Annotated in this window: 10 protein-coding genes; 2 read left to right on the forward strand and 8 right to left on the reverse strand. The window is 44.1% G+C overall.

What is annotated here, in order from left to right:
• Window positions 1-44: 44 nt before the first annotated feature.
• From BLR84_RS04805 to BLR84_RS04830, 6 genes are read right to left on the reverse strand one after another with little or no spacing between them, the layout of a single operon-like run.
• Complete coding sequence (locus BLR84_RS04805; protein ID WP_090465075.1) at window positions 45-1,058, reverse strand: zinc-binding alcohol dehydrogenase family protein; 1,014 nt, start codon at window positions 1,056-1,058, stop codon at window positions 45-47.
• Between the two features lie 10 nt (window positions 1,059-1,068).
• Window positions 1,069-1,404 carry an L-rhamnose mutarotase gene (locus tag BLR84_RS04810; RefSeq protein WP_090465078.1) on the reverse strand — a complete coding sequence of 112 codons (336 nt, stop codon included), beginning with the start codon at window positions 1,402-1,404 and terminating at the stop codon, window positions 1,069-1,071.
• A 14-nt stretch (window positions 1,405-1,418) separates the two neighbouring features.
• Window positions 1,419-2,435 carry an aldo/keto reductase gene (locus BLR84_RS04815; RefSeq protein ID WP_090465081.1) on the reverse strand — a complete coding sequence of 339 codons (1,017 nt, stop codon included), beginning with the start codon at window positions 2,433-2,435 and terminating at the stop codon, window positions 1,419-1,421.
• Window positions 2,436-2,450: 15 nt separating this feature from the next.
• Complete coding sequence (fucP, locus tag BLR84_RS04820; RefSeq protein WP_090465083.1) at window positions 2,451-3,719, reverse strand: L-fucose:H+ symporter permease; 1,269 nt, start codon at window positions 3,717-3,719, stop codon at window positions 2,451-2,453.
• Window positions 3,720-3,758: 39 nt separating this feature from the next.
• Window positions 3,759-5,714 carry a glycoside hydrolase family 97 protein gene (locus tag BLR84_RS30215; RefSeq protein ID WP_218128206.1) on the reverse strand — a complete coding sequence of 652 codons (1,956 nt, stop codon included), beginning with the start codon at window positions 5,712-5,714 and terminating at the stop codon, window positions 3,759-3,761.
• 4 nt (window positions 5,715-5,718) lie between these two features.
• Window positions 5,719-7,365, reverse strand: coding sequence for an alpha-L-fucosidase (locus BLR84_RS04830; RefSeq protein WP_090465086.1), 1,647 nt, complete (start codon window positions 7,363-7,365; stop codon window positions 5,719-5,721).
• A gap of 336 nt (window positions 7,366-7,701) precedes the next feature.
• Here BLR84_RS04830 and BLR84_RS04835 point away from each other — a divergent pair, with 336 nt between their 5' ends.
• Entirely contained in the window at window positions 7,702-8,583 is an 882-nt protein-coding gene (locus BLR84_RS04835; RefSeq protein ID WP_090465089.1) for a helix-turn-helix domain-containing protein, read from the forward strand.
• A gap of 106 nt (window positions 8,584-8,689) precedes the next feature.
• On the opposite strand, the gene BLR84_RS04840 is transcribed toward BLR84_RS04835, so the two are convergent.
• Complete coding sequence (locus BLR84_RS04840; protein WP_090465091.1) at window positions 8,690-10,657, reverse strand: alpha-L-arabinofuranosidase C-terminal domain-containing protein; 1,968 nt, start codon at window positions 10,655-10,657, stop codon at window positions 8,690-8,692.
• Between the two features lie 7 nt (window positions 10,658-10,664).
• The gene (locus tag BLR84_RS04845; protein WP_090465093.1) at window positions 10,665-11,837 is read right to left on the reverse strand and encodes an aldose epimerase family protein; all 1,173 of its coding nucleotides are present in this window, start codon (window positions 11,835-11,837) and stop codon (window positions 10,665-10,667) included.
• Window positions 11,838-12,529: 692 nt separating this feature from the next.
• Here BLR84_RS04845 and BLR84_RS04850 point away from each other — a divergent pair.
• A complete protein-coding gene (locus BLR84_RS04850; protein ID WP_090465096.1) occupies window positions 12,530-14,935 on the forward strand; it encodes a glycoside hydrolase family 31 protein in 2,406 nt (801 codons plus the stop codon).
• The last annotated feature ends 66 nt before the right edge of the window (window positions 14,936-15,001 follow it).

Consider the following 15,001-nt stretch of genomic DNA (forward strand, 5'->3'; position numbering starts at 1 on the left):
AAATATCAAAACAAAGCCACGAAGTGTTCGCCGCCGGGACCCCGCTAAACTTCTATCATTGCTTTTATCACGCCATTTGCCGGATCGAGCCAGCTTTCAAACTCATCCGTAACTTTATCAAATGGTACACGATGTGTAATGTAATTAGCCGGTTGCACCAAGCCTTTTTTCATGGAGGAAATAACATGCTCAAAATCTGCCCGCGTAGCGTTGCGGCTGCTCATTAAAGTAGCCTCGCGTTTATGCAACTCGGGGTGACTAACAGAAATATCTCCTTTCTGCAAACCAACCAACACATATCTGGCTCCATGTGCCATATACTGAAATCCGGCATTAATTGCTTTTAAACTGCCTGTGGCATCTATCACCACAGTAGGCATATCACCTTTTGTTAGGCTGGCCAATCGCTCCAGTACATCTTCGGTCGATACGTTAATGATATGATCTACCTTCAGCCTGTCTCTGCAAAATTCAAGTCTTTTGGTGTTGAGGTCCATCGCAATTACTTTAGCCCCTGCAATACGGGCAAATTCCATTATTCCGAGGCCTATGGGGCCGGCTCCTATGACCAATACATATTCACCGGGTTTTACATCCGCCCGCCTGATTCCATGCGCACCGATGGCTAAGGGCTCCACCAGCGCCAGTTCATCATAGCTTAAACCTTCGCCATGTACCAGTGAATAGGTTGGGACGTTCAGATATTCCGCCATGCCACCGTCCACATGAACGCCACAAACATTGATTTGAGCACAACAATTAGGCTTTCCTGATCTGCAGGCAATACAAATACCGCAGTTAAAGTAGGGAATGAATGTAACGGTCTCGCCCTTTTTAAAACCGGGCGCACCATTGGGCTCAACCAACTCACCGGAAAGCTCATGTCCCAGGATGCGGGGATAAGTAAAATAAGGCTGTGTACCTTCAAAGGCATGCAGGTCCGTACCGCAGACACCTATTCTCCTGATCCTGATCTGTGCATAACCCTCTTTTATTTCAGGTCTTTCCTTTTCTTTAAAAACCAATTTGCCTGGTTTTTCACAAACTATGAATTGCATATGATTATAGTTAAAGCTGAAAGATCTGTTCCATAAGCACCCATTTTTCCCCATCTTTTGCCCAGGGCAGGCGTTGTTGAAATTTCGACATCAACTGCTCCCATTCCTGTACTATGGAATTAAGCGCGTCCATTTGTTCTTTTTTTTTAGCTTCATAACGATCGCTTGTTTCCATGATCATAAACAAGCGGTTGCCTGTACGGTAGATCTGCATATCCCGAATTTCGGCATCCAATATGCTTTTGCGTATTTCAGGCCAGCTGTTTTCTGCCTTATGCCAATGTTCATATTCTGCTATCAGCTGCGGGTCATCCTTTAAATCGAGGGCTAAACAGTATCTTTTCATAGTATATTAAATGTTTACAAATAAGCGGCAATATAAGATGCTTCAATTAAGCCGTATTTTTTCATGTCTTTCCAGAACTCAGTGGGGATTCTTAAAGAGGTCAACGCCATATTTTGTGCCACTCTTTCGGCATTGGTAGTACTTAAGGCAATGCTTTTAACGCCCGGGGCGTTTAGCCCGAACGCAACACAGGCATCCGCGGGTTGTATTTTATGTTGGGTACACAGCTGATAAAATAATTCCCGCCAATGATATAAGCTTTTGTCTTTTATAGGATCAGTCAACCGATAATTATAATAAGCTGATCCCGTTAAAAAGCCACCGTTAAAAACAGCGGAGTTGATGATCAGGGTTCCCTGTTTTTCAAGCTCCTGCATAAATTTCACTAATTCCTGTGGATGGCTGTGAATCGTCAGGCTATTGGCTATCATTACCCAATCCAGCATTACATCATCAGTTATTTTTTTGATAGTCCGCCAATCCTTTGATCCCACACCGATGCCTTTCACTTTACCATGCCGCTTTAATTCATTCAGTGCGCAGTAAGCATCCAATATATCCCGGTAACGTTGCGCCCGGTCCGGCTCGTCCTTTGCTGCTGCAAGATACTCGTCGGGGTCATGCACGGATACCAGTTCTGCCCGGTAAGCACCCAGCAACTCATTCCCCTGTTCATAACATTCCAGGATACCTTCATAACTTATCCGCTGAACAGCATCATATTTCAGATCGCGCCACACACCAGGTTCAAAAGTAGGTTCGGGGGTTTTTAAAGCAGTGCGCAGCCAGCCCAGTTTATTACTGATCAGCACATCTGAAGGCTTTACGTTCAGTTGCGTTAAGTACCTTCCCAGCGATTCCAGGGCGAGTCCAGCACCATATTTGCCGGCTGAATCAAATACAGCTGGTTTAGGAGAACACCGGATGCTTTCAGCAACGATAGCCCGCTTAGCCTCATCAGGGAGCGCCACGTATAAATTTCCTAAACCACTGGTTCCAAAAATTATTGGGGGTAAACTGATTTCTCTCATTTGAATGAATTATTGTTAAAGGATAGCGGAAACCGGTAAACTTTCCGGCCTTACTTTTACACGGTAACCTTTTAATCCAAAAAATGCCACCACAGCAAAACAGAGCAAGGGTACTGCATAGCCATATTGAATATTACCCGTCGCATCGCTAATGTAACCAAACACCCTCGGCAAAACGGCACCACCAACAATAGACATAATGATCAGACTACTGCCGAATTCCGTATCTCCCTTTAATTCTTTTATACCCAGCGCGAAAATTGTTGGGAACATGATGGACATAAAAAAGCAGATGCCAATGATGGTATAAATGGTTATCATACCATGTCCCCAAATGGCGACGGTACAAAGTAAGATATTGATACCTGCGTAAATGGCCAGCAAATTGGTAGAACTGTAATAACGCATCAGGAAAGTGCCGATGAATCTGCCGATCAGGAATGCCAGGCCGCATAAACCTACATAGTCGGCTGCCTTTACCTCCGACAGACCGGCTGCCTTTGTCGCATACAGAATAAACAGGCTGAAAACACAAACTTGCGCCCCTACATAAAAAAACTGCGCAGCAACCCCCCAGGCCAAATGACGGTGCTTCAGGGCATGAAAAATATTTTTACTGGCCGCATGCCCTTCATGCTGTTGGATCCTGGGCAGGCGGGTAAAGGCAAACAGGATGGCGATGATGACCAGTACGCTACCCAGTATAAAGTAGGGTACTTTTACGGAAGAGGCCTCGGCGGCAAGGGCTAGTTTGCGGCCTTGCTCCGTCATGACGCTTAATTGTGATGTGGTATAACCTTTGGTTAATATAATACGCCCCCCGATTACGGGCGCCAAGGTTGTGGCCAGCCCGTTAAACGATTGCGCAAAGTTAAGCCTTTGAGTAGAGGTTGCAGGATCGCCCAATGAAGATGCATATGGATTTGCGGCTGTTTCTAAAATAGTTAACCCGCAGGCAATAATAAACAAGGCTACCAGGAAGAACGCGTACTGCTGGGTATTGGCTGCCGGTATAAATAAATAGGAACCAAACGCAAAAATAAGCAGGCCAGTTATAATGCCTGTTTTATAACCATATTTTTTCATAATAAAGCCCGCCGGTAAAGCCATCAGAAAATACGCTATAAATACAGCAGAATCTACCAGTGTCGCCTCAACAGTGGTAAGCGTAAATGATTTCTTGAGGTGCGGTATCAATATGGGGTCAAGGTTATGAGCAAAACCCCATAGAAAGAATAAACTGGTAATCAATATAAAGGGGAAAAGGCTTGTATTCTTTGTCATGTCGGATAATTTATTTCTTTTACTGATGAAGGGCTATATTTAATTAGCGGCAGTAATTTTTGCGACCCATCCACCCGCCGTATCCAAATGGATATTGATAACTGAACTTGCCGAAACCGGCCGTTTAGACCGGGTTAAACTTTGAGGTGCGGACATCACATCAGCCCAGGACGATAGGGTATATTTACCCGGCGGTAAAAAATCCATTTTCAATGGCAATGTCCTTTCGGAATCGTTGGTCATCGCGCCGATATACCAGTCCTTCCCGCTTCTTTTGGCCATAATGATATATTCGCCCGGGTACCCACCCAGCACTCTGGTATCGTCCCAAACGGTAGGCATATTACTTAGAAAATCAGCCCCGGGCTTCCCTAAAATATGCTCCGGTGCATCGCAGTAAACTGTAAAGGGGCTTTCGTAAATCACAAATTTTGCCAGTTCAGCACAGCGGCTGTTCATTACCTGGGTAGGGCTGCCTTTTCTGAACTCAGACTTCTTCACATTTAAAAATCCACCAGGAGTATAATCCATTTGTCCGGCCAGCATACGGGTGAATGGCAGGGTGGTATTGTGCCCTGCAGTTATCTGAGTTGAAAACTTGGAATATTCTTCGCCTAAAACCCCTTCCCGTGTAATCATGTTAGGATAGGTACGGATAATGCCATCCGGTTTAAAAGCACCATGAAAATCAACCATCAAATGGTATTTTGCGGCTGTTTTGATAATACGACGGTACCAGTTTACCATTTGCTGATCGTCGCGGTCCATAAAATCAATTTTAATCCCCGCAATACCCCATTGCTCATAAATTGGAAAAGCCTTTTCAAAATTATCATTCCGGTTAACATCAGTACTGTACAACCAAAGCCAGCATTTAACCTTTTTGGCTTTAGCGTATGCTAAGATCTCCGGCATATTCAATTGTGGAGCAGGTTTGGTAATATCAGCTTCGGGTTTGTTAAATGGCCCGTACCATTGCCAGTCTATAAGCATATAAGGCCAGTGCTGTGCCGATGCCAGGTCTATGTATTTTTTGATAGTTGGCATGTCCATCTTTACGTCACCGCTCCACCAGTTATCCCAGGCACTCATACCAGGTTTAACCCAGCTGGCATCTTTTATGGCACAGGGAGGATTCAGATTCTGTATCAGCTCCGATTCAATTAATTTGCCCGGCGAATCGGCGAGCATGACCACCCGCCAGGGTGTAAGGAGATCGTTGGTGAACCGGGCCTTAACACCGCTCTCATTTTCACCGGGCAATGGGGATAACTTGGTGATTAGGTCAATTTTACCAATGGCATTGGTATCTGTTTTTAACGATCCTATATAAAACCCTGGATAATTATCAATGTTTGCTTCCGTAATAGCTGCGTAATGACGCTTGTCTAATTCTACCAGGAAGGGTAAGCCGGCAATCGTTTTTGCCGTAATGTGGTTAAGGGTTCGCGGCCAAAACTCGGTTTCCTGTGAGGAAGTATAGCTGCCATAATCTGCCACCCAGGCCTTTGCATCTGCCGGTAAATTAAAACTGGTGAGTTCCCTTGTAATCTGGCGGTCACCGATTTTATCCGCCCCGAATAACTCATAACGAAAAGCTACGCCTTCATCATAAGCCCTGAAATAGACATTCATCCGGCGCATCTGCCCGGATTTCTCAACCAGTGACAACACCAGTTCATTGTAACGATCAGCTATGATGCCGTGCTTTGTTTTTACTACCGGTATCCAGCTTTGGTTAACGGAATGCTCCACATGACCGGTCACACTCATATCCGTGCCAATAGCCGGTTCATCTTTAAACTCGAAACCAAGAGATGAAGGATGGATGATTGTTAAACCGTTACTGGAAACCGTATACTGTAACCGGTTTTTGTTGTTTATCTCTACAACAGTTTTTTTATCCGGCGATACCAGCTTAAAAGTTTGTGCAAAAGAAGGAACTGTCAAGGAAACGACAGTAATCAGGGCATAATAAAATTTCAGGTTCATCATATGATTAAATAGCCCCTTCAATTTTTAAAACGAATGCATCTTTACCCGGAGCCTGTTCCGGCAACTTCACTTTCAGGCCCTCGGCTGTTTGCTGAAAACCCAGTTTATCATTGCCAAGCAGGCTTACGCTGGTCACATTACCAGTTTCATTGCCTTTGGCTAATTTTTTAACAAGGGCTTCATTGCCGGTGGGCCAACCCAGCATAGTGGCATAAAGGGTTTTACCTTTTACAGTAAATCGGATATCCTGGGCTCCAAATGGCTTGCCCTTGCCTTCGTTAAAGCCCTGCGCGTTGATAGGGGCGGCCGATTCTATGGCCGGACCTTCACCAAAAACCTTCCAGGGACGGGTGCCGTAAATTGCCTCGCCGTTCACCTGCATCCAGGCTCCGATGTTTTCAACTACGGCGCGTTCTTCGCTGTCAATTGTACCATCACCACGTACCGGGATGTTCAACAGCAGGTTGCCATTTTTACTTACGATATCAACCAGGCTATGCACGACTGTTCTGGCGCTTTTGTAGCCTTTACCATCAAATATACGGCGATTATAATGCCAGTCGCCAATACAGGTATCCGTTTGCCACGGTAAAGGTTCAATCTGGTTGCTTTGCCCGCGTTCTATATCCCATATCATGCATTTGCGCTGCTGCTCATTCAATACTTTACCAAACAGTGCTGCTTGTAGCTTACCATGTTTCTTAACACTGGTATTGTACATATGCGCCGCTATTTTTAAGCCGGCATCGCTTACAGGCCAAAGAGGTAGCACATTGTCATCAAAATAAATGAGTTCGGGGCCATACTTATCTATCAGTTCAATGGTTCGGTTTAAAAATTTATCGCAATACGCTTTGCTGGGTACGCTGGCACCATTACCCCAGGCCCAGTGGCGGCCCATGCTGTCGTCATCAAGGCTATCCTGACTTAAGGGATGGTTTTGTGCATACAGTTCTTGAGGATCATAGCCATTCCACCATTTGCCGGCGCCATCCGCTTTGGTAAGCTTACCATCGTAGGGGATGCCTGCATAGGGGCCGGTTTTATCCGCGCGTTGGGCTACCTCCATCCAGGTCCATGGGTGAGATGCATGTACCGTTACGCCAAAAGGCAAACCGTGTTGTTTGGCGGCTTTTGCCCAGCCACCAACCAGGTCTTTTTTTGGGCCCAGTTTAGTAGAGTTCCAGCTTTGATAGCTGCTGTTGTAGAGATCGAAGTTATCATGATGATTGGCCAGGGCCATAAAATATTTAGCACCGGCACGTTTATATAAGCCCAACAATTCATTGGGATCCCAGTTCTCGGCTTTCCATTCATTAATCACGTCCTTGAATCCGAATTTTGAAGGATGTCCATACTTTTGAACGTGGTATTTATAGTGGTCGCTGCCTTCCTGGTACATACCGCGGGCATACCAGTCACCGTGTTCTGGCTGACACTGTGGTCCCCAGTGTGCCCACATACCAAATTTGGCATCACGGAACCATTCCGGAACCTGATACTGACTCAATGAATCCCATGTCGGCTGAAACGGGCCGGAAGCAATACCTGTGTTTGAATGAGGGTGTAACAGGCTGCTGCTATAAAGTTTCGACAGATATAAGGAGGACAATCCTGTAGCCAAACCTTTGATGAGTGTTCTTCTTTTCATGAATTAGATTTTGATGTTTTTATACATTGGTTAGGTAAGACCCATTGAACGGCTTTGTAACCCGGGGGGCACCAAGCAAAAATTCTTTTAGGTCACAATCCATAATTGGTTTTCGCAATGATTACAATTGCTTTCTATAATCGATCAACCAAATTTCATGGAAATAATAGCTAAATAATTGACCTAATAGGACTTTTATTTATACAAATCCGACTTTTTATTTAATATTGTTCTGCCGTCCGGAAGATATTCTTCCGGACGGCACCATGAGAAGTGCATAGAAAGATATTCCTGTACATAAAACAATAAGCTCATAATAGCTTAATCCTGCACATTATGATCAAAAGAGCACTAAAGCATACATTTACGTTATTGAATGTAGACCATGTAAATCTTGGCCCTAAATGGAATTATAAAAATGTGATCAGCCCTTACTTCAGATTGTACTACATTGATGCGGGTGAAGGGGAAATATCGGATATTTCAACTATCCTCAAACTGGAGCCTGGGTTTTTATATATCATACCAAGTTTCACCTTATGCAACCTTACTTGTCAGGATCATCTCAGTCAATATTTCATCCAGTTTTTTGAGGAATCATCTGATGGTATCTCCCTGTTTGCCTATAACCGGTCGATTTTTAAAGTAAAAGCAACAGCAATGGATGTCATGAGTTTTGCCCGTTTACTGGAAATAAACCCCGGCAGGGGTATCAACCGTTCCGACAATCCGAGGATCTATGAAAAAAGCATCTTTTATAAGGAATACCAGGAGCTCAATAACCGGCAGAGCATGGGGACATTTATAGAAACACATGGCATTTTGCTGCAATTGGTCTCGCGCTTTTTGACACCGGAGATATTTCAACACAGGGAAATGGGCCAGATTCCGGTTAAAATCCTGAATGCGATCAGTTACATCCAACTAAATCTACATCAGGACTTATCGGTATCTTACCTGGCAGAAAGGGCAAACCAGCATACCGATTATTTTTCGCGATTGTTTCAACAATACACGGGCGAAAGGCCCATCAAATACATTCATGAAAAAAGGATCGAACGCGCCCAATACCTGATGGTGACAACAGGGATGACTTACGCGGAAATCGCGACACAAACCGGCTTTGAGAATATATTCTACTTTTCTAAAATCTTTAAAAAGATCACTGGTATGTCTCCAGGTCACTATAAAAAGCAGCTTGATCTGGTTGATTTTTAAGTTAACTCCGATAAAAATGGCAAAATCAGCTTAATCAATTCGTCGGGAGTTTATAAGAACCGGCCCCAGAGATAAACTCTATGATGGAAAATATCTTACTCAACCGTTATTTGTTTTTCAGCCTCACTATTGTAAACGAATAAGGTTCAACCGCTAGCTTCAGGGTATTGCCTGAAATAGCAACAGTACCTTCAACAGGGCTAACTGTCATTGGCGCTGTTAATAAATTCTCCGCATCCTTATTTTCCGCTTTCAGCGTAGTAAGGAAGGCCTGTTTTTGGTAGCCTTTTGAACCGGTAATTTTGAAGCTTACATTTTGCGCCGACGTGCTTGTGTTCACAAATTTGATCACCAGTTCGTTGGTGTTCTTATCTAAACAGGCGGTTGCATAGCTATCATTTTGTCCGGCTACAGCTTCGTTATTTAAAGTAAGCGGGACTACATCTGTGCCTTTATTGAGGGAGAATAATTGCTGTACATAATAGTTTGGCGTGGCATAGCTTTTCAGGTTATCAAACCAGATAAGGTTCGGGGTCCATTGCCAGCCCTCTACGTGGGCAAACAGGGGAGCGTAGGACGCCATGTTCACTACATCTGCATTCCGTTCCAAACCGGTCATGAAGGCCGCTTCAGAAAGCGCGCATTCCCAATTGTTCTTGTTTTGTGGACTTACGGTAGCAACGCTTTGTGCGGCATATTCGCCTGCGAAGATCTTAGGTCCCTTACGATCATAGTTATCATAACGGCGGGCATTATCTCTGAACCATTTTGGAGGCGCGTAATAATGCTCGTCTAAAATATCGGCGCCTAAACTGCGGAATGTTGTATTTAACAGATCAAACTCCTTGCCTGCAGGTGCAGGCCCTAAAGCAGATATGATCTTTATATCAGGGTATTTGCTCTTGATGGCTTTAGTGAAAATCTTCCATCGGTCGATATATTGCGGTCCCCATTGCTCATTACCTACACCTATCATTTTTAAATTGAACGGAGCCGGGTGACCAAGGTCGGTACGCAGCTTGCCCCATTTGGTACCGACATCGCCATTGGCAAACTCGATCAGGTCAAGCGCATCCTGCACATAAGGATCAAGTTTATCCAAGGGCACCAGTTCACCTGTATTAAACTCACAGGCCATGCCGCAATTCAGGATGGGTAAAGGCGACGCACCAATATCTTCAGCGGTCATGAAGTACTCCATAAAGCCCAGACCAAAAGTTTGATAATAATCAGGCGCCGGGCGGTGCTTAAATTCAGTATTCCAGCGGTTAATGATATTCTCGCGTTTATCAACCGCGCCTATGGTTTTTTTCCATTGATAACGGTTATTGAGGTCACGGCCTTCCACAATACAACCGCCGGGGAAACGTAAAAAGCCGGGTTTAAGATCGGCTAGCTTTTGCACCAGGTCGGCCCGTAAACCACCCGGGCGGTTTTTCCAGGTATGCTCGGGGAATAGGGAAATCATGTCTAAGTCAATGACGCCCTTACCGCTCATCCAAACATATAATTGCGCTTTTTGCGTCGTAGTGTTCGATTTAAATTTTACGCTGTAACGGTTCCATTCCTTATCAGTTGGAGTAAGTTTGGCTTTACCTATAATCGCGTCGTTATCACCATGTAGTTCAATATTCAGTTTTACGTTGGCATCACCTTCTTGTTTAGCTATTACCGAAAAGTTGTATTCTTCACCTTCTTTAACGCCCATTCCACGGAAGCCGTCGTTCGAGAAACCGTAGAAGCCGGCATCGGTTGTGATATAGTTTTTTATGAAATGCGCATTCTCCGGCCGTTCAACAGCACGGTTGATTACCTCCGTGCGCCCATCGCCGCCATCCTTTTTCTGCTCTTTCCAGGCCGTCAGGGGCATGTTGAACTCGAACGAGCGGTTTTTTATCAGTTCGGCGTATACACCGCCATCGGCAGCCAAATTAATATCCTCAAAAAATATCCCATACATGGTAGGCTGAATATGAGCCTTCACCTGATCTACAGCGATGATATAAGGTGTTTGCGCATATGCCACGGTAAACGCACCGGCTGCACACAGCATTAAAAAAGCTCTTTTTAGCATGGCTTGTTTATTTGGAGAATTTATAAATGGTAATCGTATGATAAGTTTGACCGGGTTTTAACACGGTTGAAGCAAATGCAGGCTGATTTGGCGCGTCAGGAAAATGCTGGGTTTCTAGGCAAAACGCTGAACGGTACGGATAAGCTTTGCCGCCTTTACCATCTTTGCTTTCGCCGGTTAAGAAATTACCCGAATAAAATTGCAAGCCGGGTTCTTCGGTATAAACTTCCATGGTGATACCGGTTTGGGTGCTTTTAACGGTTGCAACCGGTGTGGTAAGGTTATGCTTGTTCAGCACAAAGTTATGGTCATAACCTTTGCCGTTTTTCAATTGTTCGTCGGCAGTACCTATATCTTTACCAATAGTTTTTGATGTGGTAAAATCAAACGGGGTACCTTTAACCGGCTGTAACTTACCAGTTGGTATAAGTGTGGTATCTACTGGCAAAAACGCGTCGGCATTTATTTGCACGACGTTGTTGGTAATAGTTGGACTACCCGCACCATTCAGGTTAAAGTATGCGTGATTAGTTAAATTAACGATGGTAGTTTTATCGGTGGTGGCTTTATATTCAATTTTAAGCGAGTTATCATCGCCCAAAGTATAAGATACTGTTGCTGTTAAATTACCTGGATAACCGCCTTCACCATCTTTTGATACATAAGTCAATTCCAGTTGCGAAGCGCTCTGTTGCTTAGCCGAAAATACCTTGCCATAAAAGCCGTTAAAGCCACCGTGCAGGGTATTTACACCATCGTTAATATCCAGCTGGTAAGCTTTACCATCAAGCGTGAATTTACCTTTGGCTATGCGGTTGCCGTAACGGCCAATGATAGCACCGAAATAAGGCTCTTTAGGTTTTTGATAGCTTTTCAGCGAATCGTAACCTAAAATAACATCGGTGGCTTTACCGTCTTTATCGGGCACCAGTAAGCTTACCAGCCTGCCGCCGTAATTGGTAATGGCCACGGTTGTACCGCTGTTGTTTTTCAGGCTGAAGAGTTTTACTTTTTGCCCCTGAATATCGGCTGCAAAACTGGCCGAATCAGGTATTTGCTGTGTATTTGCTGATACCGAATCTTTCGCGGTTGAATTAGTGGCTTTGGGGTTACCGCTACATGCTGCAAAAAGGGCTGTCGAACAGCTTAATATCAATAATAAATTTTTGTTATTCTTCATAATTTCAGGTTGTTAACTTAGCTTTTTACAGCATTGCGTCTTTGAATTGATACTTTTCAGGAAGTAAATAATTTGGTTTAACTGACGGTTTGGTATCAGCGTTGCTAAAGTATAAAATATATTTATAATTGTTAAAAAAACACTTAAAATATTAATTAATAAAAAAGGGCCGCTTCGTGCAAGACTTTCTTATTATAGTGTCGTGTCATTTGTGAATTGACGTTTAGCCAATAATATTTATACAAAAAACATGGTTTACACTTTTATTTGGAAATAAAATTCAAATAATTGATTATCAATAATTTATATGCATGTTAACCATGAAAAGTGTAAACCATGTAAACCCATCTTTTTGTCAAAAATAAAACGGCCAGAATAGCCTGTTTGGAAAGAAAGCGACAGCGGCTAAAAAATCCCATACGGTCGGGCTGTATGAGAGACAGCGCGGTTTTTTGACAATTTCAACATTTGACGCCCTATTTATTCACTTTTGTACCCCTTCATCCAGCTTCCCGCTTTATATTTTTGGCCACCCGATTAATAAACCTGACGGCGTTTAAAAATACAGATCATCGTTTGTTGTTTCCCTATAGGAAACGGGAGCACTGTTATGGAACAATGATCTTTTGATCAGCTGTCATTTTTATTAGTCGGGAACAAAACATTAATAAATTACCAATAAACCTATATTCATGCTGAACAAAAAACAAGGTTTGAAGCATCTTCGCTTCAGGCTAATGATGCTCTTATTTTTATTTTGTATAAGCCAGCCTATTAAGGCATCTGTTCTATCGTACAAAAAAGATGCAAACGGATTGACATTTAAGTTGGATAAAGGCTTAATGTACATAGCCGTTTGCAAGGATGATATTATTGAAGTAAAATACACCATATTTAATGCGTTTGAAACAAAGCCATCATTGGTGGTTGACAACAACTGGCAGGTACGCCCGGCTTACCAGGTAGCCGAAAGCAAGACCGAGGTTATCATCACAACGGCCAGATTAAAGGTGAGGGTAAACAAGGCCACCAATGCTATCACCTATACCGACCTGAAAGGCAATATCATTACCGCCGAAGATAGTGATAACAAAAGAATAAGCCCTGCTACTATTGCGGGGATCAATACATACAATATAAGTACGCAATTTGTATCACCCAAAAATGAGGCTTTGTACGGATTGGGCTGCCACCCGCTTGATTCCCTGTCCATCAATTACAAAGGCCGTAACCAGGAATTGCTGATCAAATATCTTACCGGCGCTATTCCCGTACTGTTATCAACCAAAGGTTACGGTTTGCTTTGGGATAATTACTCGGCATCAAATTTTTACGGTGCCGAAAACGATAACACCAAATTCAAATACGTATCAGAAAGCGGCAGGCAGGTTGATTACTATTTTTTTTACGGTCCCGACTTTGATCATATTATCAATCTGTATCGTACAGCCACTGGTCGTGCGCCTATGTTTGGCAAATGGGCCTTTGGTCTGTTTCAATCGCAGGACAGGTATATGAGTGAAGAGGAGATCATCGGCGTAAAAGATAATTATCGCAATAATCATATTCCGGTTGACGCGATAGTGCAGGATTGGTATTACTGGGATCCATTGCCTATCGGATCGCATGTGATGAAACCGGAGCGTTACCCGCATCCGAAGCAAATGGTAGACGAATTGCATAAAGCAAACATCCATGCCATGATATCGATATGGCCGGTATTTGGCAAAGGTACACCGAACTATGATGCGCTGGAAAAAATGGGCGGCCTGACCGATATTAGCTGGGATAATATCGTTACCCATACTTTTGATATCTATTACGATGCCCACAATCCCAAAGCCCGTGAGCTTTACTGGGATCAGGCCCGCGACAGTTTGATCCGGCGCTATGGATGGGATGCCTGGTGGATAGATCAGTGCGAACCCGATAACGGCGCTTTGCAGGATGCCCGCCGCCAAAGCAATTTTAACATTGGTAAAGGGATTGATTATTTCAACACCTACTCCTTACAGCATACCAAGGGGGTTTATGAAGGCTGGCGCAGGGATATTCCCGGCAAGCGGGCTTTCTTCCTGGTAAGACAGTCATTTGCCGGGGAACAGCGCAATGCATCAACCTTATGGTCCGGTGACATCGAGTGTACTTTTAAAGACTTTAAAAACCAGGTGCCGCAGGGCATAAACGCCTGCGCATCGGGCCTGCCCTACTGGACCTCGGATATCGGCGGTTATCATTTCCATTGGACAGTGCCCGATTGGTCGCAGCCCGATAAGCGGGAGCTGTTTACCCGTTGGTTTCAGTTTGGCGCATTTAGCCCCATCTTCCGCATACATGGTAAAGGCGAACGTGCCCTCTTCAGCAAAAACTGGGATGATAACACTAAAGCTATCCTGCTGAATTTTGATCAGCTGCGCTACCGTTTACTGCCCTACATCTACTCATTGGCGGGTCGTGTAACGACCGATAATTATACCATGATGCGCGCCCTCACTTTCGATTTCAGGAACGATGCCAAAGTTTACGGTATACCTGACCAGTACATGTTCGGTCCGGCCTTTATGGTTAATCCGGTTACGGAGCAATTATATACATCTGCTGGTGCCGATAAAAAAACGAAAACCCGCCATGTGTACCTGCCTGCCACCAGTAAATGGTATGATTTCTGGACCGGCGAGGTATTGGAGGGCGGACAAACCATCAACGCGGCTGCGTCTATAGAGATATTGCCTTTATATGTAAAGGCCGGTTCTATTATACCCATGGGACCTCACGTGGAGTATGCTACCGAGCAACCGAACAGCAATATAGAGCTGCGTATTTATCCCGGTGCTGATGGGGCGTTTAAATTTTATGAGGACGAGAACGATAATTACAATTACGAAAAAGGGCGGTACGCCACTTTTACACTCGTATGGAATGATAAACGGAAAGAATTGAGCATTTCAGCTACCAAAGGAAAATTTCCTGGAATGTTAAAGCGCCGTATTTTCAATATTGTTGTGGTTGATAGTAAACATGGATTGGGTCCATCGGAAGCTGTCAGGTTTGATAAAAGAGTGGTGTACAATGGTAGTCCTGTGGTGGCGAGATTATAGCATGATTATGATGGGTAATGTGAGTATACCTGGCTGGCTTTGATGATGAGGCAGGTAGAGCATCTG

The organism is Mucilaginibacter sp. OK268, from assembly GCF_900103125.1.
GTDB lineage: Bacteria > Bacteroidota > Bacteroidia > Sphingobacteriales > Sphingobacteriaceae > Mucilaginibacter.

Excerpts from the sequence above, each read along its gene's own strand:
- BLR84_RS04805 (WP_090465075.1), bottom strand. The coding sequence starts at position 1,058 with ATGCAATTCATAGTTTGTGAAAAACCAGGCAAATTGGTTTTTAAAGAA.
- BLR84_RS04810 (WP_090465078.1), bottom strand. The coding sequence starts at position 1,404 with ATGAAAAGATACTGTTTAGCCCTCGATTTAAAGGATGACCCGCAGCTG.
- BLR84_RS04815 (WP_090465081.1), bottom strand. The coding sequence starts at position 2,435 with ATGAGAGAAATCAGTTTACCCCCAATAATTTTTGGAACCAGTGGTTTA.
- fucP (WP_090465083.1), bottom strand. The coding sequence starts at position 3,719 with ATGACAAAGAATACAAGCCTTTTCCCCTTTATATTGATTACCAGTTTA.
- BLR84_RS30215 (WP_218128206.1), bottom strand. The coding sequence starts at position 5,714 with ATGATGAACCTGAAATTTTATTATGCCCTGATTACTGTCGTTTCCTTG.
- BLR84_RS04830 (WP_090465086.1), bottom strand. The coding sequence starts at position 7,365 with ATGAAAAGAAGAACACTCATCAAAGGTTTGGCTACAGGATTGTCCTCC.
- BLR84_RS04835 (WP_090465089.1), top strand. The coding sequence starts at position 7,702 with ATGATCAAAAGAGCACTAAAGCATACATTTACGTTATTGAATGTAGAC.
- BLR84_RS04840 (WP_090465091.1), bottom strand. The coding sequence starts at position 10,657 with ATGCTAAAAAGAGCTTTTTTAATGCTGTGTGCAGCCGGTGCGTTTACC.
- BLR84_RS04845 (WP_090465093.1), bottom strand. The coding sequence starts at position 11,837 with ATGAAGAATAACAAAAATTTATTATTGATATTAAGCTGTTCGACAGCC.
- BLR84_RS04850 (WP_090465096.1), top strand. The coding sequence starts at position 12,530 with ATGCTGAACAAAAAACAAGGTTTGAAGCATCTTCGCTTCAGGCTAATG.